The organism is Collinsella sp. TM05-38 (genome assembly GCF_003466445.1).
Taxonomy (GTDB): domain Bacteria; phylum Actinomycetota; class Coriobacteriia; order Coriobacteriales; family Coriobacteriaceae; genus Collinsella.
Map to the genome: position 1 here is coordinate 1 of NZ_QSPM01000013.1, position 22,482 is coordinate 22,482.

Annotated in this window: 28 protein-coding genes and 1 tRNA gene; 10 read left to right on the forward strand and 19 right to left on the reverse strand. The window is 62.2% G+C overall.

Going from position 1 to position 22,482, the window contains the following annotated elements; all coding sequences use genetic code 11:
• The coding region (locus DXD49_RS09675; protein ID WP_158564881.1) for a transposase at positions 1 to 445 on the reverse strand (445 nt) is incomplete at its 3' end.
• A gap of 633 nt (positions 446 to 1,078) precedes the next feature.
• On the opposite strand from DXD49_RS09675, the gene gluQRS reads away from it, so the two are divergent.
• The 3 genes from gluQRS (at position 1,079) to DXD49_RS07710 (ending at position 2,921) form a co-directional block, all read left to right on the forward strand.
• Positions 1,079 to 2,080, forward strand: coding sequence for a tRNA glutamyl-Q(34) synthetase GluQRS (gene gluQRS, locus DXD49_RS07700; RefSeq protein WP_117794659.1), 1,002 nt, complete (start codon positions 1,079 to 1,081; stop codon positions 2,078 to 2,080).
• 104 nt (positions 2,081 to 2,184) lie between these two features.
• On the forward strand, positions 2,185 to 2,451 hold the full coding sequence (locus DXD49_RS07705) for a DUF1778 domain-containing protein (protein WP_158550249.1): 267 nt from the start codon (positions 2,185 to 2,187) through the stop codon (positions 2,449 to 2,451).
• Entirely contained in the window at positions 2,448 to 2,921 is a 474-nt protein-coding gene (locus DXD49_RS07710) for a GNAT family N-acetyltransferase (protein ID WP_082435587.1), read from the forward strand. Before DXD49_RS07705 ends, DXD49_RS07710 begins: the two co-directional genes overlap by 4 nt.
• An 82-nt stretch (positions 2,922 to 3,003) precedes the next feature.
• On the opposite strand, the gene DXD49_RS07715 is transcribed toward DXD49_RS07710, so the two are convergent.
• On the reverse strand, positions 3,004 to 3,768 hold the full coding sequence (locus tag DXD49_RS07715) for a metallophosphoesterase (RefSeq protein WP_233541774.1): 765 nt from the start codon (positions 3,766 to 3,768) through the stop codon (positions 3,004 to 3,006).
• 85 nt (positions 3,769 to 3,853) lie between these two features.
• Positions 3,854 to 4,093, reverse strand: a complete 240-nt coding sequence (locus DXD49_RS07720) for a hypothetical protein (protein WP_117735535.1) — start codon at positions 4,091 to 4,093, stop codon at positions 3,854 to 3,856.
• 473 nt (positions 4,094 to 4,566) lie between these two features.
• Here DXD49_RS07720 and DXD49_RS07725 point away from each other — a divergent pair, with 473 nt between their 5' ends.
• On the forward strand, positions 4,567 to 5,247 hold the full coding sequence (locus DXD49_RS07725) for a hypothetical protein (RefSeq protein ID WP_117763399.1): 681 nt from the start codon (positions 4,567 to 4,569) through the stop codon (positions 5,245 to 5,247).
• A 21-nt stretch (positions 5,248 to 5,268) separates the two neighbouring features.
• Here DXD49_RS07725 and DXD49_RS07730 read toward each other — a convergent pair whose 3' ends face one another.
• Complete coding sequence (locus DXD49_RS07730) at positions 5,269 to 6,030, reverse strand: metallophosphoesterase (protein ID WP_117794660.1); 762 nt, start codon at positions 6,028 to 6,030, stop codon at positions 5,269 to 5,271.
• A gap of 373 nt (positions 6,031 to 6,403) precedes the next feature.
• On the opposite strand from DXD49_RS07730, the gene DXD49_RS07735 reads away from it, so the two are divergent.
• From DXD49_RS07735 to DXD49_RS07745, 3 genes are read left to right on the forward strand one after another with little or no spacing between them, the layout of a single operon-like run.
• The gene (locus tag DXD49_RS07735) at positions 6,404 to 6,946 is read left to right on the forward strand and encodes a hypothetical protein (RefSeq protein WP_055252376.1); all 543 of its coding nucleotides are present in this window, start codon (positions 6,404 to 6,406) and stop codon (positions 6,944 to 6,946) included.
• A gap of 18 nt (positions 6,947 to 6,964) precedes the next feature.
• Positions 6,965 to 7,741, forward strand: a complete 777-nt coding sequence (locus tag DXD49_RS07740) for a response regulator transcription factor (protein ID WP_117794661.1) — start codon at positions 6,965 to 6,967, stop codon at positions 7,739 to 7,741.
• Positions 7,725 to 9,020 carry a cell wall metabolism sensor histidine kinase WalK gene (locus DXD49_RS07745; RefSeq protein WP_117794662.1) on the forward strand — a complete coding sequence of 432 codons (1,296 nt, stop codon included), beginning with the start codon at positions 7,725 to 7,727 and terminating at the stop codon, positions 9,018 to 9,020. Before DXD49_RS07740 ends, DXD49_RS07745 begins: the two co-directional genes overlap by 17 nt.
• Before the next feature lie 73 nt (positions 9,021 to 9,093).
• Here the strand turns inward: DXD49_RS07745 and DXD49_RS07750 are convergent, their stop codons facing one another.
• Positions 9,094 to 9,468 carry a VOC family protein gene (locus DXD49_RS07750; RefSeq protein WP_055252379.1) on the reverse strand — a complete coding sequence of 125 codons (375 nt, stop codon included), beginning with the start codon at positions 9,466 to 9,468 and terminating at the stop codon, positions 9,094 to 9,096.
• Positions 9,469 to 9,479: 11 nt separating this feature from the next.
• A complete protein-coding gene (locus DXD49_RS07755) occupies positions 9,480 to 9,767 on the reverse strand; it encodes a PTS sugar transporter subunit IIB (RefSeq protein ID WP_055252380.1) in 288 nt (95 codons plus the stop codon).
• 163 nt (positions 9,768 to 9,930) lie between these two features.
• On the opposite strand from DXD49_RS07755, the gene DXD49_RS07760 reads away from it, so the two are divergent.
• Positions 9,931 to 10,554: a hypothetical protein gene (locus DXD49_RS07760; protein WP_117794663.1), complete on the forward strand. Its 624-nt coding sequence runs from the start codon at positions 9,931 to 9,933 to the stop codon at positions 10,552 to 10,554.
• Between the two features lie 31 nt (positions 10,555 to 10,585).
• A tRNA-Leu gene (locus DXD49_RS07765) sits at positions 10,586 to 10,670 on the forward strand.
• A gap of 447 nt (positions 10,671 to 11,117) precedes the next feature.
• Here DXD49_RS07765 and DXD49_RS07770 read toward each other — a convergent pair.
• The 6 genes from DXD49_RS07770 to larC all read right to left on the reverse strand — a co-directional run bounded on the left by DXD49_RS07770 (position 11,118) and on the right by larC (position 16,540).
• Positions 11,118 to 12,119: a hypothetical protein gene (locus DXD49_RS07770; RefSeq protein ID WP_117735539.1), complete on the reverse strand. Its 1,002-nt coding sequence runs from the start codon at positions 12,117 to 12,119 to the stop codon at positions 11,118 to 11,120.
• Positions 12,120 to 12,147: 28 nt separating this feature from the next.
• The gene (locus tag DXD49_RS09940; protein WP_233540187.1) at positions 12,148 to 12,912 is read right to left on the reverse strand and encodes a septum formation initiator family protein; all 765 of its coding nucleotides are present in this window, start codon (positions 12,910 to 12,912) and stop codon (positions 12,148 to 12,150) included.
• A 196-nt stretch (positions 12,913 to 13,108) separates the two neighbouring features.
• Positions 13,109 to 14,398 (reverse strand): phosphopyruvate hydratase, encoded by a 1,290-nt coding sequence (eno, locus tag DXD49_RS07780; protein WP_117743689.1) that lies wholly within the window; start codon positions 14,396 to 14,398, stop codon positions 13,109 to 13,111.
• A 187-nt stretch (positions 14,399 to 14,585) separates the two neighbouring features.
• Complete coding sequence (gene mazG, locus DXD49_RS07785) at positions 14,586 to 15,446, reverse strand: nucleoside triphosphate pyrophosphohydrolase (protein WP_117794664.1); 861 nt, start codon at positions 15,444 to 15,446, stop codon at positions 14,586 to 14,588.
• Between the two features lie 2 nt (positions 15,447 to 15,448).
• On the reverse strand, positions 15,449 to 15,997 hold the full coding sequence (yfcE, locus tag DXD49_RS07790; RefSeq protein ID WP_117735542.1) for a phosphodiesterase: 549 nt from the start codon (positions 15,995 to 15,997) through the stop codon (positions 15,449 to 15,451).
• A gap of 57 nt (positions 15,998 to 16,054) precedes the next feature.
• Positions 16,055 to 16,540 (reverse strand): nickel insertion protein, encoded by a 486-nt coding sequence (larC, locus tag DXD49_RS07795; protein ID WP_233541775.1) that lies wholly within the window; start codon positions 16,538 to 16,540, stop codon positions 16,055 to 16,057.
• Between the two features lie 301 nt (positions 16,541 to 16,841).
• Between larC and DXD49_RS07800 the strand changes: the two genes are divergently transcribed.
• Complete coding sequence (locus tag DXD49_RS07800) at positions 16,842 to 17,753, forward strand: PHP domain-containing protein (RefSeq protein ID WP_117794666.1); 912 nt, start codon at positions 16,842 to 16,844, stop codon at positions 17,751 to 17,753.
• Positions 17,754 to 17,782: 29 nt separating this feature from the next.
• Here the strand turns inward: DXD49_RS07800 and hisE are convergent, their stop codons facing one another.
• From hisE to hisC, 7 genes are all read right to left on the reverse strand, one after another.
• Positions 17,783 to 18,100: a phosphoribosyl-ATP diphosphatase gene (hisE, locus tag DXD49_RS07805; RefSeq protein ID WP_055252387.1), complete on the reverse strand. Its 318-nt coding sequence runs from the start codon at positions 18,098 to 18,100 to the stop codon at positions 17,783 to 17,785.
• A gap of 46 nt (positions 18,101 to 18,146) precedes the next feature.
• Complete coding sequence (hisI, locus tag DXD49_RS07810) at positions 18,147 to 18,476, reverse strand: phosphoribosyl-AMP cyclohydrolase (RefSeq protein WP_055252388.1); 330 nt, start codon at positions 18,474 to 18,476, stop codon at positions 18,147 to 18,149.
• A complete protein-coding gene (gene hisF / locus DXD49_RS07815; RefSeq protein WP_055252389.1) occupies positions 18,477 to 19,259 on the reverse strand; it encodes an imidazole glycerol phosphate synthase subunit HisF in 783 nt (260 codons plus the stop codon).
• Between the two features lie 3 nt (positions 19,260 to 19,262).
• Positions 19,263 to 20,006 (reverse strand): HisA/HisF-related TIM barrel protein, encoded by a 744-nt coding sequence (locus DXD49_RS07820; protein ID WP_055252390.1) that lies wholly within the window; start codon positions 20,004 to 20,006, stop codon positions 19,263 to 19,265.
• The gene (locus tag DXD49_RS07825; RefSeq protein ID WP_117743682.1) at positions 20,003 to 20,698 is read right to left on the reverse strand and encodes an imidazole glycerol phosphate synthase subunit HisH; all 696 of its coding nucleotides are present in this window, start codon (positions 20,696 to 20,698) and stop codon (positions 20,003 to 20,005) included. Before DXD49_RS07825 ends, DXD49_RS07820 begins: the two co-directional genes overlap by 4 nt.
• A 79-nt stretch (positions 20,699 to 20,777) precedes the next feature.
• Entirely contained in the window at positions 20,778 to 21,365 is a 588-nt protein-coding gene (gene hisB, locus DXD49_RS07830; protein WP_117794667.1) for an imidazoleglycerol-phosphate dehydratase HisB, read from the reverse strand.
• Positions 21,366 to 22,481, reverse strand: coding sequence for a histidinol-phosphate transaminase (gene hisC, locus DXD49_RS07835; RefSeq protein ID WP_199569006.1), 1,116 nt, complete (start codon positions 22,479 to 22,481; stop codon positions 21,366 to 21,368).
• Position 22,482 lies beyond the last annotated feature (1 nt).

Here is a 22,482-nt window from a genome sequence, read left to right on the forward strand (position 1 = left end):
TCGCGCAGGCGACGACGTGGTCGCGCTGCGACGAGAGGGCGCGGGCGGCCTCGAGGGCCTCGCCGCGGCCCGGGACCCCCGACAGGGAGTCCGGCACGCCCAGGGCGGTCCGCGCGATCACCGCGGCGTCGCGCTCGTCGGTCTTGGCCTCGCCGGCGAACAGGCCCGCGGCGCGGCTGGCGACGAGCCCGGGCAGGTAGGCGACCTCCAGCCCCGCGGCGCGGGCCCGCCTCACGGCGAGGGACCCTATGTTGCGGAACTGGTCGACGACGACGAGCGTGCCGGCGGGCGCGGAGGCGAACAGCGCGTCGAGCTCGGCCTCCCTGTTGCGGACGGGGGCGCTGGCCAGCACCTCCCCGTCGCGGTCGATCAGGCAGGCCCAGTGCGATGACTTGCCGACGTCCAGGCCGAGCACGGCCGCGGGTCTGGTGGATGGCGCTTTCACGGTGGTATCCTTCCGGTAGTCGTTCGACCGGATGGCCTCCCCCTCGGCACTCACATTACCAGCCGCGGCACCTGCCCGGCACTTTCCTATCAGCCGTCGGGGGCGGCGCGTCCCGCGCCGGCAGCACCCAACGGGCCCTCTCGGGGGCAGGGACGTTCGGCCGTGCGCGGGCGCCCGGTCGGCGGCCCGTTCTGGGCGCGCCTCAATCGTAGCCCGAGACGGGCCCGGGCTGACAATTTCGACTGTAATGGACGTTCTTAAATGACTAGTCATTAGGGACACTCCTTGGCATGGCCCGCGCCAGCAATAGATACCACTTCACAGCACCGTCACAGGTGTAGCGGCTTTGTGTGGGCGCGGCACGCGCTGATTGAGCCGCCAACCGAGGGGCATAAAGCAGTTGAGCGAAAACGGTTGCCCCTTTCCCGTTCGCTCGAGGATCATGTCCCCCTTTTCCGCGGAAACCCCGGCAGTTGCGAAGAGCTGCCGGGGTTTCTGTCGTTTGAGAGGTTGGGCTGGCGGGCGGCGATCGAGCTGTCGAGCCGGTGGTTCGACACGCGCAACGCGCGGCCTCGGCAACTTGCAGGCCACGGCAACGTCTCCCCCACCGCGCCCCGCGCTATACTCGTCCGCATGGATATCAACGCACGCAACATAGCAACACCCGCCGCGGTCGCACCGGCAACGGCAGTGCCCACCCCCGTCGTGGGCCGCTTTGCCCCGTCGCCCTCGGGCCGCATGCACCTGGGCAACGTGTTCAGTTGCTTGTGCGCGTGGCTTTCGGCCCGCAGCCAGGGCGGCAGCATCGTGTTGCGCATCGAGGACCTCGACGATCGCTGCAAGCGACCGGAGCTTGCCGTTCAACTGATTGACGACTTGGCCTGGCTGGGGCTCGAGTGGGACGAAGGCCCCTACTATCAGCACGATCGCCTAGACCTGTACGAAGCCGCCTTGCGCCAGCTGCAAGACGCCGGCCTCACCTATCCCTGCTTTTGCACGCGCGCCGAGCTCCACGCCGCAAGCGCGCCGCACGCCAGCGACGGCACGCCCATCTACCGCGGCGCCTGCCGCGCTCTTTCTGCCGAAGAAGTTGCACGCCGCAGTGCTCTGCGCGCCCCGGCCACACGCCTGCGCGTGCCCGCCGTCGATGACCTCGCCGACGACGTGGTCGAATTTGTTGACCGCACGTACGGCGCCCAATGCGAAGCACTCGCCACCGAGTGCGGCGACTTTTTGGTCCGCCGCAGCGACGGCGTTTTTGCCTATCAGCTAGCCGTGGTGGTCGACGACGCCGCCATGGGTGTTACCGAGGTCGTGCGCGGATGCGACCTGCTGGGCTCCACGCCCCGCCAGATCTACCTGCAGCATCTGCTGGGACTTGCCACGCCGCACTACGCGCACATTCCGCTGCTCATGTCGCCGGACGGCCGCCGCCTTTCCAAGCGCGACCGCGATCTGGACCTAGGCGAACTCCGCGCCCGCTTTGGCATACCCGAGGCACTGCTGGGATGGCTCGCCGGGCAAACGGGCATCGCGCCGGACACCACACCGCACTCTGCCGAGCAGCTGGCCGAGCACTTTAGCTGGGACGTCATCCGCGCACACCGCGAGAACATCACCGTAATGGCCGAGTAGTCAAATACGCCCCGCCCCCTCGCCCCCCCCTCAACGAGGACATAATTCTGCGTCTTGTTATGTACGGAATAATTCCGTACAATTGTGCCAAGGAGGTTTTTGCCATGCCAACGATTGAGAAACAACGCCGTATGGATCTAAGGTTGACCGAACGTCAACGCCTTACTTACGAGCGCGCCGCGGCCTTGCGCGGGCAAACTCTCACCCAATGGGCCACAGCCCACCTTGACGAGAGCTCCGCACGTGATATCGCCGAGGCATCAACAACCTATCTTTCTCCTGATGGTTTCGATGCATTTTGCGAAATGCTCGATTCCCCCATGCCCCAAGCCGCAAAAGCGCTGCTTGACCGTAAAGCGGTTTGGGAATGAGCACATTTACCAAGCCCGTTCAACTCCCCGTTGGCCAAGGCATCGAGGCTTTCCACTGCGGAAATACTCTTGTAGACGGATGGGCTAAAAACAGATCAGCCTCGGCGCGAAGAAGAGGATCAGCAGTTATATACGCATCGTATTGCGACGGCGCAGTCGCTGGGTTTTATACGTTGTGCACGCACTCCGTGGCTCGCGAAAATGTTGATGGAGGATGGTTCGTGCGAAACTCCCCCTCCCAAGTCCCCACAGTGCTGCTTGGAATGATGGGGGTCGATGAGAAGTTCAAGGGGCTTGGTCTTGGAGCTTCACTGCTCAAAGATGCCATCGAGAACGCCTTGAAAATTTCTGCCCTAGCAGGAGCGCGAGCTTTAGTTGTCGATCCAGTAGATGATGAGGCGGCAGCATTCTATGAACATTTTGGCTTCGCCACCCTACCGGGCACCAACCGAATGGCGCTGAAACTTTAGATCGTCGGGCGACATCTCCTCCAGCTCCCAGCATGCCCTAAGTTACCCTACAAATAAAGATCACTACTGAAATGTAGGGTAACTACCCAAGGTATCGTATGAAGTTCTCGCTATTCCCACCCCTACGCAACATCCCAGGGCTGGAGTTCGTCGCCCAGGCGAACGATGCAGTCGTAGAGCACGGTATGGCGCTCGGCCGGGTTGGCATCCCGATGGAAATGCCCGTAATACCAGCGCTTGTAGTCCAAGCGATCTTCCAGCTCATCGAAAAATGCCGTAAGCCGATCAACGGCGGGGTAATTCCAGCCGGACGCCGGATAGAACGTGGACGAAAGCATGCGCGTGGAGCAGTGTGGGTGATTACGTAGTCGACCTTCCAGCCCACGCTGCCGAGCTTTGTCCGTGCCTCCTCAAAGTTGCGCTCGTCCGGCAGCTCCTGCGGCCACCAGCTGGAATACGGTATGCAGTATTCCTTGTCAACACTCGTGGCACCGCCCATGGTAAAGACCGTTGAGCCATCGAGTTCAAAAACCTCGCCGCGCGTCAGGCGCCGTACGGGAGAGGTATCCGACAGGCGCTGCGTCAGCCCACCGTGCCATAACTCCATGGGTCGCTCCGCCCAGTGATCGAAACGCTCGTGGTTGCCGTCGATGAACAGCACGGTATAGGGGCGCGACTCCAGCCAAGCGATGTCGGCGCATTCCTCGGCAGAGAAATCCCACGGAAAGCCAAAGTCGCCCGCAATGATGAGATAGTCGTCGCTCGTCAAACTATCCCCAAGATCCCAGTCGCGCAGCTTTTGCATGTCGACGCCGCCGTGAATATCGCCCGTCACATAGACCGTCATCGGATCACCACTTCCCTGTAAGTCGCTAGCCCGCATTCTGCACGATCACTAAGCCAACCGTTCCAGCCCTTCCATCCCTTAGGGCTTACCCCTCGTTCTTCCATCCAAACGGGTCAAGCACCCAAAAAACCAGATCGAGCGCGCTGCCGGTCATCATGGCGCCGGCAAGGGCCATGCAAATGTGTAGAGAGACGGCACTTCGGAGCACGTCGAACGGCCCCAGAACAGCCAGCAGCGCGACCGCTGCGCCGGCAAGGCACAGCACGAGGCACGGCCCCGCGTCCTTGACGTACTTCTTTGCGAGATGCTTGGTGTTGTCACTCATTACTATCGAGCTCCTTAGAGGGTCGTTGTTCAGGTACATGCCGCCGCGGCAGAGCAGGGCGACAGGGTAAGTGTCACATGTCGTGCGGACATCAATGAAGAAACCGCCTGCTCGACCAACCCTTGACGCCGTTTTGCACCGGCACCCCATCCCCCGCTATCGAGGTCTAATACTTTTCCCGAGAAGTGAACGGCTGATTTTGGACCCCTGAAACATCCGCATTTTTCGGCCGCAAAATCGCAGGATTTCAGCACCGAAACCGCAGGAAACGATACGCTCAAAGTGTCGATGCTTCGGCGGTCCGATTTAGCTCGTTCACTTCTCCGGAAAAGTATTAGACCTTGATTCTTTGCTGCCCCGAGGGTGCGGCGCTTCCTTCTCTGGAACCCTCACTAGCACTGGCACCCCTAGCCGCTGCGACCGCAGGCATGCCTATAATGAGACATGTTTCCTAATGAGAAAGGAATCCAGCTATGAACGAAGCCAAGCTCGCCGATTTGAACGAAATCCAGGACTTTTTCAACCGTGTCGACAGGCCCTCTGTTGAGCCGATAGGCGTCAAAGACTTTATTGGTTGGTGCAACAATCCCTACAAAAATGATTCCAATAGGACAGTAGATGACCAGGCCAATGTGCTTGGTCAAACCGTACGCAGCCTAAATTGCCTTAATGAAGACAGGCTTATGGAGATGAAATCTGCCCTGAAAGAAGGCAGGTGGAATGAATGGCTTAAAAACAATGGTATAAAAGCATCACCGGAAGATGCTGTTTTCTACCTTGCGCTTAAACACCGCACCGACAGCCAAGGGCATTACCGCTTTTACTTCGACAAAGATTCGGTTGCAGAAATCGATGCCTTTAATCCTTTCAAGGACAATACGACTGTTTTAGATCAGCAGTGGCATGTGCTCATCTCCCTGCTTGCGTTCCGTGACGTCGCCCATGCCCTAAGCAACGAGCGGCACGAATGCCATTGCCTATACCAGCACATTAAAGACTGGGACAAAGGTGACTTGAACGCCCTGGAACTGCGATTCAGCCGTTATGCCTCCGGCACCATTGAACTTCAACTTAGATCAAAGGGTAAAAATTGGCAGCGGCAGCCCTCTTCGGCGATGAACGAATGGCTTAGGGTAGCGTTGTGCAGGCCGTAGGAGAACTAATCGCCCACCAACCTACTCCAGCCCTTGGCCGCTGTACTTCCCCGTCTCCGAGTCGTAGCTCAACACGGCGACCTCGCCGTTCTTCATGACGTTCCCGTCGATGTAGTAGTGGCTGGCCCCGTCATGCCAGATGCCGCGATAGCCCGCAATGCCCGAAACAACCTCGGTGTTGATATGCCCGGCGATAACATCCAGATAGAACTCGCGCCCCACGTAATCGGGCAGCATCATGGTTAACGACTCGACAGCCGTGCCAAGCTTCCAATCCTCCCCGGCTTCCTCGTCAACGCCGGCGTGCACAAAGACCTGGCCGAAGGGGCTCTCGTAAAAGTAAGGGAGCTTGCGAACCCACGCGATGATGTCCGCGTGCTCGGCCTTTATGCGCTCAACCGTAAAGGCGTAGGCCTCCTCGAACTCCCTGAGCCTCAAAAGGTGCTTAACGTGCTTGAATGCCTCGGCGTCTAAGAAGCTCTTGGCCGTTGCCAGATTGCCGTCGGCAAGTATCCATGCCTGCGTGAAATTGGGGTCATTCACCTCGTCAATGTACTCGAGGAACATCTCCTCGTGGTTGCCGCGCAGCGCCACGACGCGATCGCCGTAGCGCTTTTGCAGGTCCATGACGAGCTCGAAGACCCCGAGTGAATCGGGGCCTCGGTCGCAGTAGTCGCCAAGCAAAACCAGCTTGGAATCCTCGGCATCGAGGTCGACGGTGAAAAGCGATGCCTTAAAGGCGTCCAAGCACCCGTGAATGTCGCTCATAGCGTAGATATGCACGTATGACCCCCTGTTTGCGTCGGGACCCCACTCGTTTGCGCCATGCGGCACGGCGGCCCCTCTGATTTCGCGGGCGCCAGGCAGCTTTGCCCTGACGCGCCCTCAACGTTGACAATAAGTATATCTCGCCGTGCGGACACAAATTTACCCTTGGGCTCTAGCCGCTCGGCCTGCGCTTGCCTCAAAGGCCGCCTCCGCGTCACCCAAAAACTCATCCAACATTAATCTTGGCTCAAGAATCGCTTAATCTATAACCTGCACTATAGAGTTCGACCAAGGGCGGGGCGGCGCCGCGCGACGCAGGCCGCCGAACGCAACGCTCGCGCCCGGGCAAATCGCCCGGCGTCGCGCCCATCGAACGAAAGGACAGGTCATGGACGACCTCGAAAAAGTTGAAACCATCCGCACCAAGTGCAACGTGAGTTACACCGATGCCAAGGCAGCACTCGATGCCGCCGACGGCAACGTTTTGGACGCCATTATTTGGCTCGAGTCGCAAGGCAAGACCCAGACCACGTCGGCGCACGCCGCCACCGAGTCCGAGCCGGTAGATGAGCCCTCGGCCGAGATGGTCGCCGCGCAGGCCGCCTACGAGAAGTCGAGCGAAAAGACCGACTTCTCCAAGAAGATGGACAGCGTGTGGGAGTACCTCAAAAAGCTCTTCCGCCTGAGCCTGGACACCAAGTTTATCGCCACGCGCCGCGATGCGATCATCCTTAACATCCCCATCCTGATTCCCATCGTCGCCTTGTTTGCCTGGGGCGCCACGATATGGCTGATGCTGATCGGTCTGTTCTTTGGCATGCGTTACCGCATCGATAGCGACGGCGACGTGCCCGGCAGCATCAACAACCTGATGAATCACGCCGCCGATGCCGCAGACGATATCAAGCAAAATCTGAACGACGACAAGTAATCGCAGACGGGGGCACGCATGGCACGAATCCTGATCGTAGAGGACGAGGAGAAAATCGCCCGCTTTGTGACGCTCGAGCTAGAGCACGAGGGCTACCAGGTGGAGCACGCCGCCGACGGCCGCACCGCCGTCGACCTGGCGCTGGAGCGCGACTACGATCTGATTCTGCTCGACGTGCTGCTGCCGCAGCTCAACGGTATGGAGGTGCTGCGGCGCGTGCGCAAGCACAAGGATGTGCCGGTGATCATGGTCACCGCGCGCGATGCCGTGATGGACAAGGTAGCCGGGCTCGACGCCGGCGCCGACGATTACCTGACCAAGCCGTTTGCGATTGAGGAGCTGTTCGCACGGATCCGCGTGGCGTTGAAGCGCTCGGAGGCCGTGCGGGCGGCTTCGGGCGTTGGCGGCGCTGGGACCGGGGAGGGCGCTACGGGTGCCGGTACCGCCGCGACGTCCCCGGCTAGCGACTCGGCCAAAACCTCTGCCGTGCCCTCCCCCGCCGTGCTCACCGTGGGCTCGGTTGCGCTCGATCCCGACCGCCGCGAAGTCATCGTTGGTAGTTCAACCATCGTACTCACGGCCCGAGAGTTCGACGTCCTCGCCCTGCTTATGGCGCATGCCGGCACCGTGCTCACGCGCGAGCGCATCGCGCACGAGGCGCTGGGTTACGAATACGTGGGAGACACCAACAACATCGATGTGCACATCGCGCACCTGCGCGCCAAGATCGAGGACGCAGGCGGCGCCCGCATCATCCAGACCGTGCGCGGGGTGGGCTATGTCTGCCGCGCATAACGCCGAGACCAAGCGCGTCACCTCCATTGCCCGCGCCATCAACTGGAGCTACATGTGGCGCCGCCTGATGAGCTACGTCTGGCTCGATCTGTGGCTGCTGGTTGTTGCGGCGGCGATCCTGGTCTATGGCTACAACCAGACGCTGCCCGACGGCGTGTTTACCGCAGGCTGGATCCCCGGCGCCACCGTTCACGGCATGTCGTTCGCGCCCGCGCGCGGCTTGGACCTGGCCACGCTCACCTATACCGTCGAGCTTGCGCGCACCACCAAGACCTTCCCCCTCGCGCAGGACCTCATCGCGCTGTGGCCCCTCTATCTTGTCGTTGCGGGCGGGCAAGTCATCAGCGTGCTCAACATGCTCAGCGGCGCTCGCCGCGTGCGCCGCACCATGGCACCGCTCAACGACCTGGCCCTGCGCGTGGACGAGCTCGGCCGCATGCAGCTCTCCGGCGGCAAGATGGAAACGCTGGAGCAGGCAATCGAACGCGCGAGTGTCGACTCGCCGAGCGTCACCACCGGCGACGCCGACCTGGCGAGCATCGAGGTCGCACTCAACCGCCTGCTGCGCCAGATGCAAGAGGCCAAGCTACAGCAGATGCGCTTTGTCAACGATGCGAGCCACGAGCTGCGCACGCCCATCGCGGTGATTCAGGGCTACGTGAACATGCTCGACCGCTGGGGCAAAGACGACCCGGACGTGCTGACAGAATCCATCGCGTCCCTCAAGGCCGAAAGCGAGCACATGCAAGAGCTCGTGGAGCAGCTGCTGTTTTTGGCGCGCGGCGATGCCGGCCGCACCGTACTGAGGCGCGTGGACACCAACCTGGCCGCACTGGTCGGCGAGGTGTGCGAGGAATCGCAGATGATCGATGCCGCGCACACGTATCGGCTGGCGTACGACACTGCGCTCGCCAGCGACCCGCGCTGCGATGCTTCTGTCGACGTGGCGCTCGTGAAGCAGGCCCTGCGCGTGATCGTGCAAAACGCCGCCAAGTATTCGGACGCGGGCACGTCCATCACCTTTGGCGTAGCGCAGGATACGGGCACGGGCGCGATCGACATAAGTGTTGAGGACGAGGGTATCGGCATGAATCAGGAATCCGCAGCTCACACGTTTGAACGGTTCTACCGTGCCGACAACGCACGCGATGCCGGCGCGCAGGGCTCGGGTCTGGGGCTTGCCATTGCCAAGTGGATTGTCGATAGCCATGGCGGCGTTATTGGCGTGACCTCGGTCGAAGGCGTCGGCAGCCGCTTTACGATTCGCCTGCCACGGTAGGAAGCCCCTCGGCATAAAAAAGGGATAAGGCCATGCGGCCCTATCCCTTTTGTTCGTTATGGCAGTTTGTGCGCTACTCGCGGCACAGATGCACGGCGAAGCCGGCGAACTCGCGCTTAAAGTACACGAGCTTGGTAGAACCGTCGGGCAGCAGCGCGCGCGACTCCTCGTTAACCTCGAGCCCACGCTCGGCAAACCACTTCTCGGCCGCATCGATGTCGTTGACGGCAAAGCCGATGTGGCCCTTGGTGCCACGACCGTTCTGCTTCATGACCTCGATCAGCGAATCGTTAAAGTACGAAACCGGGGTCTCGATAACGGGCAAGCCCATCATCGTCGAGAACAGCTCCGCGATCTCCAAGGCGTCTGCCGGGTCGGCGGCGTTGATGCCCACATGGGCGACGCGCATGCCAAAGAGCTCGACCGGATTGGCGTTCTGCTCATTCATACAGGCAGCGCCTACTGAGCCATGACGTCGAGAACGGCCTTCTCGGCAGCAACGCGGTTCATGCCGGTCATGAAGGGCACGCCGCTCACGTACGGGCAGGTGAGGCCCTCGGGGGCAACGGTGGTGGCGATCAGCAGGTCGGCGCCTTCGTCGCAAGCGTCCTTGGCCTCGGAGATGGCGCACTGCACGATCTCATACTTGCCGGCATAACCGTTGGCGTCGAGCATGGTAGCGACCTTCTGGGCAACGAGCGTGGAAGTAGCAGCGCCAGCACCGCAAGCCAAAACGATCTTCTTCATAGGTAATGTCTCCCTTCATGGTTTACTTTAGGTAAGTGTACCGCAGCGAGCGATGGTGCTCGGCCTCGATGCACTTTTGTACCAGTTTGCCTGCGCGCTGCGTATAATACATCTAGTACGTGTTGTCATACCGCCTGTTTTATGAGCGACCGAGGAGCTCAATATGCCCGATTCCCGCACACTCTGGACCGCCGTCGTCATTATTTGTATCGCCGTGTCGGTGTTCTTTAGCGTTAAAAAACGCACCACGTTTAAACGCCTGCAGCAGCTTATGGCCGCCAAGCAGTGGGACGAGTTCGATCGTTTGCTCGACGGCAAGCTCACCAGCATGCTGTACCCGCGCTACAACCGCGACTACCTGCACCTGAACTCCTATCTGCTGCGCGAGGACCACGAACACGCCAACGAGATGTTCGACCTGTTGCTGGGGCTCAACCTGCCCAAGATGCAGCGCGTCGACCTGGTAATTAAGGCCTTTAACTACTACGTTGGCCAGGAGGACCGCAAAAAGTCCAAGGAGTTGCTGCACGAGATCAAGGGCTTTGAGGGCGGTCAGGCCGAAGCAGTCGCGCACGAGTGTCAGCTGATGTACGACACGATGATTCTCAAGCGCCACAACGACATTCCCGAACTGGAGCGCATGCTCAAGGAGGCCGGTGACGACAAGGTCAAGAGCTGCCGCCTGGAATACCTGCTGGCCCTGCAGTACAAGAACAAGGGCGACGAGGCCAAGTTTGCCGAGTACTTGGAAAAGTCGGGCCAGCACTCGATGGCTGTCAACGCGTAACGGGCGGCTTGTGCTAGACTTCTAGTCTCACGGGGGCGTGGCGGAATTGGCATACGCAGGAGACTTAAAATCTCTCGCCGCAAGGATTGTGGGTTCGAGTCCCACCGCCCCTACCATTGGCTTTTACGGGCCCGTATCTCCCAGGGATGCGGGCCCGTTTCTTTTGCACGCCGGTGGGGCTCGAACCCGCGAGGGGGCGAGCGTTAAGCAAACGCGGAGCGTTTGTAGCGAGCCGGCGAGGGCGCCGGCAGGCGACCGAAGCCGGTGCGTATTTGCGAAGCAAATACGCAGACGTCCCACCGCCCCTACCATTGGCTTTTACGGGCCCGTGTCCCCAAGGGATGCGGGCCCGTTTCTTTTAGATGCCGTCAACTGCAGGGCAGCTAATTTGGGACGGGGCTTTTTTGACTACTTTTCCGCCCACCCAATGAGTTTTCTGGGACGGGGATTAAAAAATCATTAGGTACACAATGATTTTTTAATCCCCGTCCCAGAAAACTCATTCATGGAAAGGCTCGGGCGGACCATGTAGCTAAAAAAGCCCCGTCCCAAAAAGACTACTTTTAGAGTGTGCTGAGAGTGGGGGTCCAGGCGATGGTGGGGGTCGCGCCGTCGAGAGTCTCGTTGATGGTTGCTGCCATACCGGCGAGTAGGCTGTTCTCGCTTACTGTGAGCGTGTCGTAGCCGCCGGCGCGCATGAGTTCGCGAATCACCACGGCGCCAGCGAGAATCACGCCCGCACGCTTGGACTGCACGCCCGGCAATGCGGCAATGCCCGTAACACCCAGCGCGGACATGCACTCGATAGCGGTCGAGACCTGCTCCATCGAAAGCTCGCGCAGGTGCACAAAGCTCGAATCGTACGGCTCCAGCTCGTGAACGAGTGCAACGAGCGTGGTGACGGTGCCACCCACCGCGACCAAGCGCTCGGCGCGCTCAAAGTTGTTGGGCAGGCTCTCAAAGTACGCCGTAAACTGCTCGTTTGCCCAGTCGGCAGCAGCCGCAAGCTCACCTGCCAAAGGCGGCAGCGCCGAGAAAAACCGCTCCGTCACGCGACGGCAACCGATGTCCAGTGAGCGCGTTCCCTCCAGCGCAAAGACCCCGCGCTCAGGCGCATAGACGCCCGTCGCGAGCTCCGTCGACCCGCCGCCCGAATCCGCGACGATGATGCGCTCGCCCGCAAAGTCGTGCGCCACACCAAAAAACGTCAGGCGCGCCTCGACCTCGCCCGGAATCACCTGCGGTTCGAGCCCCAGCTCGCGCAGGCCGTCTAGCAGCAGGGCGGCGTTGGACGCATCACGCGCGGCGCTCGTGCATGTGGTGCAGATGCGCACGGCCCCAAAGGCACGGGCTTCGTCCACAAACATGCGGCACGCAGCGAGCACGCGCTCAACGGCCGCCTCGCAAAAGCGCCCCGTCGCGTCCACACCCTCGCCCAAGTCGGTGATCTCGGTATGCTTGGACGATTCCACGATCGCCCCGGCCTCGACCTGCGCCAGCACCAGTCGCGACGACACCGTTCCCAGGTCGATCGCGGCCACCTTATATCGTTTGCACTCTGCCATTGCGGGCTCCCCTCCGGGCGTTACTCGCCTACTCGCCGCTGGACGCGACCGTCTGACCCTCGACGCCGTTAAATCCAAACAGCATGTCGAGCGTCTGAATGTACCACGGCGCGTCCTTGCCGACTTCTTCGATCTCCTTGGCCACCTCGCTGGCCTTCTTGGCGTTCGACGACTTCTTTTCAGCCGACGACGAGTCCGAATCATCGTCCAGGCCCAAGACATCAATCCTAGTCTCACCAGGCATCACCAGGCCCAGGTCCTCGGACGCCGCATCCTTGATGCCCTCCTCCGAGAGCAGCTTGTCGACGCTTTTTTGCAGCTCGTCGTTATATTGCTCGCGAATTTCGACCTGCTTGGCCAAGATATCACTCGAACGCTTAGCCACGTACAGGTCGCGTACGGGAAAATACAGGCTCACGAGCGCCAGCGCCACCACGATACCGATAAACAGCAGGCGCAGAGAGCCATGCGTAAAGTCATAGATCGCCTTGACCACCGCATTGTCGTTGGCGTAGCGCATAAAGTCCGCGCCCGAAAGACGGCTCGAAGGTCTGCTCGATTTGTCGTGCGTCTGGGCCGAGGGACGCGACGAATGCGGCGAACGTGTCGGACGTACTGGTCCATCTGTCGAAGTATTCACTTGAGCATTGGGGCGCGAGGTACTTGTCGGGCGCTGCGTGGAGCGGTCGGCGCCGGCGTAGGCGGACCCACCGAGCTGCACCGTGCGCGCACGGCGAGGCGACGGCTCACGCGAACCGGCGGAATAGTACCTGTTGTCGTAAATCTGATCCATGTGCGCCTTGTGCGGTTGAGGTTTGTTTGCGCTAAGTCCTTTAGTTATAGCACGAGCATGCGCACCGCCTTCGCCAGCCTTTGCTCGACATAAAAAAGGCGCTGAGCCGTGTGGCCCAGCGCCCGATAGCGCTCTGTAGCATCTAGCTGGAGCGGGGCAAAGCCGAGTCTGCCCCCTCCCCGCCAGGCTCGTCTGTCTAGCGAATGTTGTAGAACGCGGCCTTGCCGGCGTAGCGCGCGCTGCCCTCAAGCTCGTCCTCGATGCGGATGAGCTGGTTGTACTTGGCGATACGGTCACTGCGGCACGGGGCGCCCGACTTGATCTGGCCGGCGTTGACGCCCACGACCAGGTCGGCGATCGTGGAGTCCTCGGTCTCGCCGGAGCGGTGGCTCACGATGCAGGCGTAACCGGCCTCCTTGGCGGTCTCGATGGCCTCGAGCGACTCGGTGAGCGTACCGATTTGGTTGACCTTGACCAGGATCGCGTTGGCGGCACCCAGCTCGATGCCCTTCTTGAGGCGCTCGGTGTTGGTGACGAACAGGTCGTCGCCCACCAGCTGCACTTTGTTGCCAATGCGGCGGGTAAGCTCGACCCAGCCGTCCCAGTCTTCCTCGGCCATGCCGTCCTCGATGGAGATGATGGGATAGGTGTCGACGAGCTTCTCCCAGTAATCGACCATCTGGGCGCTCGTATACTCAACACCCTCGCCCTTGAGCTCGTACATGCCGGTCTCGGCGTTGTAGAACTCGGTCGAGGCCGGATCCATGGCGTACATGAAGTCGACGCCGGGCTTAAAGCCGGCCTTCTCCACGGCCTTGGTGATGTACTCGAACGGCTCGGCGTTGGTCTTAAGGTTGGGGGCAAAGCCGCCCTCGTCGCCCACGCCGCCGCCCAGGCCGGCCTCGTGCAGCACGCCCTTGAGGGTGTGGTAGACCTCTGCGCACCAACGCAGGCCCTCAGCAAAGCTCGGGGCGCCCACCGGCATGATCATGAACTCCTGGAAGTCGACGTTATTGTCGGCATGCACGCCGCCGTTGAGGATGTTCATCATTGGCGTGGGCAGCAGGTGGGCGTTGACGCCGCCCAGGTACTGGTACAGCGACAGACCCGCCGACTCGGCAGCGGCGCGGGCAACGGCCAGCGACACGCCCAGGATGGCGTTGGCACCGAGCCTGGTCTTGTTGGGGGTACCGTCCGCGGCAATCAGCGCGGCATCGACGGCGCGCTGGTCGAAGGCGTCGAGGCCCACGACGGCGTTAGCGCACTCGTTGTTGACGTGCTCGACGGCCTGCGAAACGCCCTTGCCCAGGTAGCGGCCCTTGTCGCCATCGCGCAGCTCGCAGGCCTCAAAGGCGCCGGTCGAAGCACCCGAAGGCACCATTGCGCGGCCGAAGCTGCCGTCCTCGAGCACGACCTCGACCTCGACGGTGGGATTGCCGCGGCTGTCGAGCACCTCACGACCGTAGACGTCCAAAATATCGCTCATGTTGTCTCCCTCTCACTTGGAAACGTAGTGGATGCAAGCGACTGGCCGACTGCGCACCGTCGGTGCGCCTCCGTAAGTTAGCCGTCGCACTTTTTGCATTATGCCCTAAGTTAGCCGAAGGATACAATTGTTTTTCGAATTATTTAGCGGGAACGATGAGGCATGTCAGCCCGTCGTTCCCGCAGTCTTACTCCTCCGCCTTGGCGGCATCCCAGAGGTCGTTGAGGCCGTGGGTCGAAAGCTCGGCAAGATCCACGTGAACGTCGGCTGCCATCTGCTCCATCGCGGCCCAGCGGCGGCGGAACTTTGCCGTACTGGCGCGCAGGGCACTCTCGGCGTCAATCCCCTCCTTGCGCGCAACGTTGACCAGGGCAAAGAGCAGGTCGCCAAACTCCATCTCGCGCTCGGGCGAGCCGGGCTCCTCGGCCTCAAACTCGGCACGCTCCTCGGCAACCTCGTCCCACACGTCCTGGACCGTCTCCCACTCAAAGCCCACGGCCGCTGCTTTGCGCGACACCTTCTGCGCCTGCATCAATGCCGGCAGATGCGTGGGCACGCCGTCGAGCAGGCCCTCGGGTACCGCCTCGCCTGCTGCCACGGCCTTGTCCTTGACGGCCTTCTCGGCAAGCTTGACCTCGTCCCAGATCTTGAGCACCTCGTCGGAGTTCTCGGCATCCGCATCGCCAAACACGTGCGGGTGGCGGCGGATGAGTTTGGCGTCGATATCGCGTGCCACATCGGCCAGCGTAAACTCACCGGCGTCGGCCGCAATCTGCGCATGCAGCACGACCTGCATGAGCACATCGCCCAGCTCCTCGCGCAGATGCGCCACGTCGTCCGCCTCGATGCAATCGAGCGCCTCGTAGGCTTCCTCGATCATGTTCTTGCCGATGCTCTGATGCGTCTGCTCGCGGTCCCACGGACAGCCATCGGGCTGGCGTAGGCGCCAGATGGTCTGCACCAGATGCTGCAGCTCGGCCGACGCATCTACCAGCGTCGACAGGTCGCGCGAACCCTCGGCATTTTGCTGAGCCATGTGCTGCGCCATGGTTATTCCTCCTCCAGGATCACGTGACGGAACGCGCCGCCCTCGTAGATACCGTAGCTGTGCGTACCGTCCTTGGGAATGCTCACGCTGCCGGGATTGAACAGCCACAGGCCCGGGTGTGCCTCGCTTGCCTCGTTAACCTTGATATGCGTGTGACCGTAGACGAGCGCGGAGCCCTCGGGCAGCGCAGGCGCGTGGTCGACGCTGTTGTGCATGCCGGCGCCAAAGACGTGGCCATGCGTCAGGAACAGCTCGCGGCCGGCCTCGTCGAACAGCGTGGCGTAGTCTGCCATGACGGGAAAGTCGAGCACCATCTGGTCGACCTCGGCGTCACAGTTGCCGCGCACCGCGATGATGCGGTCGGCCAGGGCGTTGAGCAGCGGAATCACGCGCTTGGGGGCGTAATCGCGCGGCAGGTCGTTACGCGGGCCGTGGTAGAGCAGGTCGCCCAGCAGCACGATGCGGTCGGGCTGCTCGGACTCGATGGCGTCGCACAGGCGCTCGGCCCAATATGCCGAGCCGTGGATGTCGGAGGCGATGAGACATTTCATGGGAAGTCCTTTCGGGATGGGGCAAATAGGGTTGGCGTGGCGCGTTACTTGACCGTGTTACTCAAATCGTAGTACCGCGCCCTGAGCCGCCTGCATTACGCGTTGGAGCGGCACGTTGTGCTCGCGGGCAAGGCGGGCGCAGTCCTCGTACTCGGGTGCGGCGCGCTCGCTGCCATCGGGCAGGGTTGCCACCTTAACGGACACCTCGCCCCAAGGCGTTGCGACCTGCTCAAAGCGGCGCGGCAGGCAAACGCGCTCCATGACCTGGCGCCGGATGCCATTAGTCGTGGTTTCCAAAAAGATGATCGTCTGCAGATGGTCAATGTCCTCGCGGGAGCAGATCACCTGCAGCTGCCAGCCGGGGCGGCCTTTCTTGCAGTAGAGGGGCAGCCAGTGCACCTCGCGCGCTCCCGCCTCGCGCAGGCGATCGGCGGCGTAGGCGAGCACCTCGGGCGACGCATCGTCGATGTCGCATTCCAGCTTGACGATGGTTCCGGGCGCATCGATCTCGCGGGACAGCGGGAATTTGCTATCGCATTGCATACAGTCCGGGTCCTTTCCGCACGGGCTCGTTTTGTTCATCCAAACGCTAGCACACCGGACGTGGCGCAGACGTGACTTTCGTCCATCGCCGCCCTCGCCCCTATCCAAACGCGTACGTCAGCCTCCAAATATGCCATTTTTTGTCGTTTTTGGAGGCTGACGTACACGTTTTGAGAGCGCAAGCGAGACCGCACCGCGCGCCGCGCAGCCTTTCCAATCGATTTCGACCTCCGACGTGCCCGGCGTTTTGAGAGTTGCGCCATTACAATGGAGCGGATTCGCCAAATGCAAAGGAGTCGCCATGCCCGCATGCCCGCTGGTCGATTGCCATACTCATACCTCGTTTTCGGACGGCCATGCCTCCTTTGAGGAAAACGTTCGCGCTGCCGCGGCCGCTGGCTGTCGGGTCATGGTCTCGACCGACCACCTCACCTTGCCTTCCAGTATGGATGCTAACTGCGAGGTGCAGGTTGTCGAAAGCGACTTGCCGGCGCACCGCCTGGCTTTTGAGGACGCCCGCAAGCTTGCCGTGCAGATCGCACCCGAGCTCGAGCTTATCTATGGCTTTGAATGCGATTGGTACCAAGGTTGCGAGCCTTTGGTTGAGAGCTGGTCCCAGGGCGCCATCGTACGCCTGGGTAGCGTGCATTGGATTGGCAACCCAGGCGATATTGCGGCAGGCGCCGCAAGCACGGCGGGGACAGAGGACGTCGCTCGCCCCGACACGCCCGATTCGCTCTGCGGCTGGATTGACGACGATACCAACCTGCATGTTTGGGAAAACTTAGGCGTGCGCGGCGTATGGGAGCGCTATGTCGACGACTGGTGCCGCGCCTGCGAGAGCTCGCTCAACTTTGACGTGATGGCCCATCCCGACCTAGTCATGCGTTTTTCGAAAGAGGGCTTTGCGCCCGACTTTAACCCCATGCCCTTTTGGGAGCAGATGGCCGAGTGCGCCCACGACACGGGCCGCCGCGTTGAAGTTTCTACCGCCGCGCCGCGTAAGGGCTTGGACGACTACTATCCCGCAACCGGATTGCTGCGTTGCTTTGCCCACGCCGAGGTGCCGATTACTTTTGGCTCGGACGCACACCGTGCCCGCGACATCTGCTGGAACATCCGTGAGGCCCAGGCACACGCCTACGACTGTGGCTACCGGGCCTTCGATATCCCCCACCCCACCGGCGAATGGGAATCCACGCCCCTCGCCTAAGACTAGTCGTTGGGGACGTTCTTAAACAACTATTGACGGCGGGCGTTGAGTTCGCCGGCCAGCTCATCGAGGGTGATGCCGTAGCGCTCGAGCGTCACGAGCAGGTGGTAGATCAGGTCGCCGGCCTCGTAGCGGATGTGATCGTGGTCGTTATCCTTGCAGGCCATGATCACCTCGCTCGCCTCCTCGGCAAGCTTCTTGAGCAGCTCGTCCTCGACATCGGTCAGCAGGCGAGCGGTATAGCTCTCCTGCGGCGATGCGTCGCGACGGCCGTGAATCACCCCGGCGAGCCCCGTCAGCGTCTCACCGATATTTCCATCCTGAACATTCGCGGTGCGCACACCCATGGTTCAATCCTTTCTGGTTGGCCAAGCGCCTGGTCGAGCGCCCGCCCTACGCGAGTTTTCTAAAGAAGCAGGTACGGTTGCCGGTATGGCAGGCCGGACCCGGCGAGTCGACCTTGACCAGCAGCGTATCGCTATCGCAGTCGGCCCAGAGCTCCTTGACCTCCTGCATATTGCCGCTCGTCGCGCCCTTGTTCCAGAGCTCCTGGCGGCTGCGGCTCCAAAACCACGTGGTCCCGGTCTTGAGCGTCAGCCCCACCGATTCCTCGTTCATCCAAGCAACCATAAGCACCTCACCGGTGTCATACTGCTGAACCACACAAGGAATCAGCCCACGGTCGTCGTATTTGAGCTCTGCCGCGGTTGTCACTTGCTCCATTTAGAAGTCCAATCTCACAGGTATTCCCTGGCTGGCCATGTATTCTTTGACTTCGCGAATACTGAAGGTCCCAAAGTGAAAGACACTTGCTGCCAGCACGGCGTCGGCCTCGCCCTCGATCACGCCCTCGGCAAAATGCTCGAGCGTGCCCACGCCGCCGCTTGCGATCACCGGGATCGGCACCGCGCGCGCCACGGCGCGGGTGAGTGCCAGGTCGAAGCCAGCCTTGGTGCCGTCGCGATCCATGCTGGTGAGCAAGATCTCACCGGCGCCGCGACGAGCCGCTTCCTCGGCCCACGCCACCGCATCGATACCCGTGGCGTTACGGCCGCCCGCGGTAAAGACCTCCCACTTGTCGGCTCCCGGCTCACCGGGCAAACCAACACGCTTGGCATCGATCGCCACGACCACGGCCTGGCTGCCAAATGCAGCGGCAGCTTGGCTGACCAGCGACGGATCGCGCACGGCAGCAGAGTTGAGCGACACCTTATCGGCACCGGCAGCCACCATGGTTCGCATGCCCGCCAGGTCACGAAAACCACCGCCCACGGTATAGGGAATGGCCAACTCCTCGGCCGCATGCGCCGCCATCTCAATGGTCGTCGCGCGGTTGTCGCTCGTCGCAGTGATGTCCAGGAACACGACTTCGTCCGCGCCCTCGCGGTCGTAGGCGCGCGCCAGCTCCACCGGATCGCCCGCATCGCGCAGGCTCACAAAGTTGACGCCCTTGACCACGCGGCCGTCCTTAACGTCCAGACAGGGAATCACACGCTTGGTAAGCATGGGCTACTCCTCCCCTCGGGCGGCGGCCAGCGCCTGTGCCAGCGTAAAGTTGCCCTCGTAGAGCGCGCGACCGGTGATCGCACCCTCAATAGCATCCTCACCCACCGCGGCAAGCGCGCAGATATCGTCGAGTGTCGAGATGCCACCCGAAGCCACGACGGGAAAACCCGCGACCTCGGCCACATGGCGATACGCCGCCACGTCGATGCCCGTCTGCATGCCATCGCGCGCGATGTCGGTGTACACCAAATGCTTAAAGCCCAGCTCGGAAAGCTGCGCCACCGCATCATCGAGCGCCACGCCCGCGCCATCGCGCCAGCCGTTCACCTTGACCTGGCCGTCACGGGCGGCGATGTCTGCCACCAGCAGCTCGCCAAAGCCGCGCGCTGCCACCTCGGCAAAACCCGGCTCGGTCACCAGCACGGTCCCCAGCGCAATACGGCGCGCGCCATAGCCGGCCAGCTCGTCGATGCGTGCGAGCGAGCGGACGCCGCCGCCCACGTCCACAGACAGACCGTCGACGCCGCAGATAGCCTTGATCGCCGTCGAGTTGGCAGCGCATGCGTCCTCATCCTCGCCAAAGGCAGCGGACAGGTCGACGACATGCACCCAGTTCGCACCCTGCTCGGCAAAGGAGCGGGCAACGGCCACGGGGTCGTCGGAATATACCTTGCAGCGGCTCCGGTCGCCGCGCTCCAGGCGCACGACCTTGCCGCCGATCAAATCGATTGCGGGAAACAGAATCATCGGCCGGCCTCCTCGACGATGTTGACGAAGTTCTTAAGGATGCGCTGTCCCAGCGCGGAGGATTTCTCGGGATGGAACTGGCAGCCCCACACGTTGCCGTGGCGCACGATGCACGGGAAGCTCCGCGTGTAGTGCGTGCGCGCCAGAACATCGGCGGCATCGACATCGTCGGCCACCGCATAGCTGTGGGTGAAGTACATGTTGGCGCCCTCGGCAAAACCGGCGAGCAATGGATCGGCCGCGCCGGCGGGCGTCATGTGCACCTGGTCCCAGCCCACGTGCGGCACCTTCAGGCGACTCGATTCCAAGCGCGTGCACGAGCCGCGCATAATGCCCAGGCCATCGACCCAGGGACCGCCGGCCTGCTCGGAGGCATCGTCGTCCGCGCCCTCGTCCGCCGGCACGCCCTCGTCGCCGCGTTCAAAAAACAGCTGAAGGCCCAGGCAGATGCCGAGCAGAGGAGTTCCGGCGGCAACGGCGTCAAGCACGGCCGCCTCCTCGCCGCTCTGGCGCATAAAGGCGATCGCGTCATAGAACGCACCCACGCCCGGGATGACCAGGCCGTCGGCGTTGCGGATCTGTTCCGGATCATCCGATGTGCAGGCAGCGGCACCGGCGCGCGCAAGCCCGCGCACGACGCTCGACAAGTTGCCCTTGTGGTAGTCGACCACCACGATCTTCGGTTCGCCCACGCGACCCTCCTTTTTCCATCATCCAAAACCACCACAAAGGGGACAGGCACCTTTGTGGTGGTTTTTACCCTTGTGGCGGTTACAGTGAGCCCTTGGTGCTGGGGATTCCTTGCACGCGGGAATCAAGCTCGCAGGCGTGGCGCATCGTGCGTCCCACGGCCTTAAAGGCGGCCTCGATAATGTGGTGCGAGTTGCCGCCCGCCAGCTCGCGCACGTGCAGCGTGAGTTTGGCGTCTCGCGCAAAAGCGTAGAAGAACTCGACGGCCAGCTCGGTATCAAAGGTGCCCACGCGCTCGGTCGGCACGGGTAGATCGCAATAGGCCTGCCCGCGACCCGAGATATCAACGGCGGCCATCACGAGCGTCTCGTCCATGGCAATCGCCGCATCGGCAAAGCGCGTAATGCCCGCCTTGTCACCCAGTGCCTGGCAAAACGCCTCGCCCAGCACAATGCCCGTGTCCTCGACGGTGTGGTGCGCGTCGACCTCCACGTCGCCCACCGCATGTACCGTCAGATCGAACAGACCATGACGGCCAAAGGCGTTGAGCATGTGGTCGAAAAACGGCACGCCGGTCGAGATATCGCACACGCCGGATCCGTCCAGATCGAGCCTAACGACAATGTCGGTCTCGCCCGTCTTGCGGGTCACCTCGACATAACGGCCCATCTACATCTCCTCCTTCACCAGCGCGGCAAACGCTGCCAGCACCTCGTCGTTTTCCTGCGGGGTACCCACGGTAATGCGCAGACAGTCCGCAAGCCCCGGCGCGTAGCTAAAGTCACGCACCAAAATCGAATACTCATCGCGCAGACGCTCGCGCACGCGCGTGGCGTGCGGCGTGCGCACGAGCACAAAGTTCGCTGCGCTCGGCCACGCCTCCACGGGCATGCCCTCGGCAGCCATTGCGCGCAGGGCGCACAACTCGCGTTCGCGCTCGGATGCAACTTGCGCCACCACAGGCGCATACGCATCGCGGGCACGCACGCAGGCAAGCGCCGCGGCCTGGCTCAGCACGTTGACTGAATAGATCTGGCGAATCGCCGCGAACACGTCGATGACCTCGAGGGCCGCGATCACGTAGCCCAGACGCGTGCCGGCGGCGCCAAACGCCTTGGACAGCGTATGCAAAATCACCAGGTTAGGATGCTCGGCGATAAGCCCTTGCGCCGTGGTGGCCGCGCCAAACGAATCGTCGGCAAACTCCACGTAGGCCTCGTCGACCATCACCATGCCGGGGCAGGCATCGCACAGGGCAGCGATAAAGTCGAGCGGCGCCACGTCGCCCGTGGGATTGTTGGGCGAGGTCACAATCGCCAGGTTGCACTCGGGCGCTGCCGCAAGCACGGCAGCCTGGTCGAGCTCAAAGGTCACCGGATCGCGCCACACGTCGCTCACCTCGGTCTGGCAGAGCGACGCAAAGAACGCATACTCGCTAAAGCATGGCGGGCAGTTGAGCAGGGTCCGCCCCGCGCCGCCAAACGCCAGCAGGTAGTTATAGAGCAGCTCGTCGCCGCCGTTGCCCACGCAGATGTTCTCGCGTGCCACGCCATGCCAAGCGGCAAGCTCGTCGCGCAGGTCGTTGGACATGGGGTCGGGATAGCGGTTGAGCGGCGTGGCGGCGAGCGCCGCGTCGACCGCCTCGCGCACGCCGGCCGGCACGGGATAGGTGTTCTCGTTGGCCGAAAGGTTGATGCGCGTGGGCGTAAAGTTGGGATCGTAGGGCTCAATGCCGGCCAAGTAGGGCTGGACGAGTTCCTTCATGCGAGGCGTCAGCTCGGCCATA

Excerpts from the sequence above, each read along its gene's own strand:
- larC (WP_233541775.1), bottom strand. The coding sequence starts at position 16,540 with ATGCAATGCGATAGCAAATTCCCGCTGTCCCGCGAGATCGATGCGCCC.
- DXD49_RS07820 (WP_055252390.1), bottom strand. The coding sequence starts at position 20,006 with ATGATTCTGTTTCCCGCAATCGATTTGATCGGCGGCAAGGTCGTGCGC.
- DXD49_RS07770 (WP_117735539.1), bottom strand. The coding sequence starts at position 12,119 with ATGGCAGAGTGCAAACGATATAAGGTGGCCGCGATCGACCTGGGAACG.
- mazG (WP_117794664.1), bottom strand. The coding sequence starts at position 15,446 with ATGGCGCAGCACATGGCTCAGCAAAATGCCGAGGGTTCGCGCGACCTG.
- hisI (WP_055252388.1), bottom strand. The coding sequence starts at position 18,476 with ATGGAGCAAGTGACAACCGCGGCAGAGCTCAAATACGACGACCGTGGG.
- DXD49_RS07710 (WP_082435587.1), top strand. The coding sequence starts at position 2,448 with ATGAGCACATTTACCAAGCCCGTTCAACTCCCCGTTGGCCAAGGCATC.
- yfcE (WP_117735542.1), bottom strand. The coding sequence starts at position 15,997 with ATGAAATGTCTCATCGCCTCCGACATCCACGGCTCGGCATATTGGGCC.
- DXD49_RS07740 (WP_117794661.1), top strand. The coding sequence starts at position 6,965 with ATGGCACGAATCCTGATCGTAGAGGACGAGGAGAAAATCGCCCGCTTT.
- DXD49_RS07725 (WP_117763399.1), top strand. The coding sequence starts at position 4,567 with ATGAACGAAGCCAAGCTCGCCGATTTGAACGAAATCCAGGACTTTTTC.
- eno (WP_117743689.1), bottom strand. The coding sequence starts at position 14,398 with ATGAGCGATATTTTGGACGTCTACGGTCGTGAGGTGCTCGACAGCCGC.
- gluQRS (WP_117794659.1), top strand. The coding sequence starts at position 1,079 with ATGGATATCAACGCACGCAACATAGCAACACCCGCCGCGGTCGCACCG.
- hisC (WP_199569006.1), bottom strand. The coding sequence starts at position 22,481 with ATGGCCGAGCTGACGCCTCGCATGAAGGAACTCGTCCAGCCCTACTTG.
- DXD49_RS07800 (WP_117794666.1), top strand. The coding sequence starts at position 16,842 with ATGCCCGCATGCCCGCTGGTCGATTGCCATACTCATACCTCGTTTTCG.
- hisF (WP_055252389.1), bottom strand. The coding sequence starts at position 19,259 with ATGCTTACCAAGCGTGTGATTCCCTGTCTGGACGTTAAGGACGGCCGC.
- DXD49_RS07735 (WP_055252376.1), top strand. The coding sequence starts at position 6,404 with ATGGACGACCTCGAAAAAGTTGAAACCATCCGCACCAAGTGCAACGTG.
- DXD49_RS07750 (WP_055252379.1), bottom strand. The coding sequence starts at position 9,468 with ATGAATGAGCAGAACGCCAATCCGGTCGAGCTCTTTGGCATGCGCGTC.
- hisE (WP_055252387.1), bottom strand. The coding sequence starts at position 18,100 with ATGGGTGTGCGCACCGCGAATGTTCAGGATGGAAATATCGGTGAGACG.
- hisB (WP_117794667.1), bottom strand. The coding sequence starts at position 21,365 with ATGGGCCGTTATGTCGAGGTGACCCGCAAGACGGGCGAGACCGACATT.
- DXD49_RS07715 (WP_233541774.1), bottom strand. The coding sequence starts at position 3,768 with ATGACGGTCTATGTGACGGGCGATATTCACGGCGGCGTCGACATGCAA.
- DXD49_RS07760 (WP_117794663.1), top strand. The coding sequence starts at position 9,931 with ATGCCCGATTCCCGCACACTCTGGACCGCCGTCGTCATTATTTGTATC.
- DXD49_RS07755 (WP_055252380.1), bottom strand. The coding sequence starts at position 9,767 with ATGAAGAAGATCGTTTTGGCTTGCGGTGCTGGCGCTGCTACTTCCACG.
- DXD49_RS09940 (WP_233540187.1), bottom strand. The coding sequence starts at position 12,912 with ATGGATCAGATTTACGACAACAGGTACTATTCCGCCGGTTCGCGTGAG.
- DXD49_RS07720 (WP_117735535.1), bottom strand. The coding sequence starts at position 4,093 with ATGAGTGACAACACCAAGCATCTCGCAAAGAAGTACGTCAAGGACGCG.
- DXD49_RS07745 (WP_117794662.1), top strand. The coding sequence starts at position 7,725 with ATGTCTGCCGCGCATAACGCCGAGACCAAGCGCGTCACCTCCATTGCC.
- DXD49_RS07705 (WP_158550249.1), top strand. The coding sequence starts at position 2,185 with ATGCCAACGATTGAGAAACAACGCCGTATGGATCTAAGGTTGACCGAA.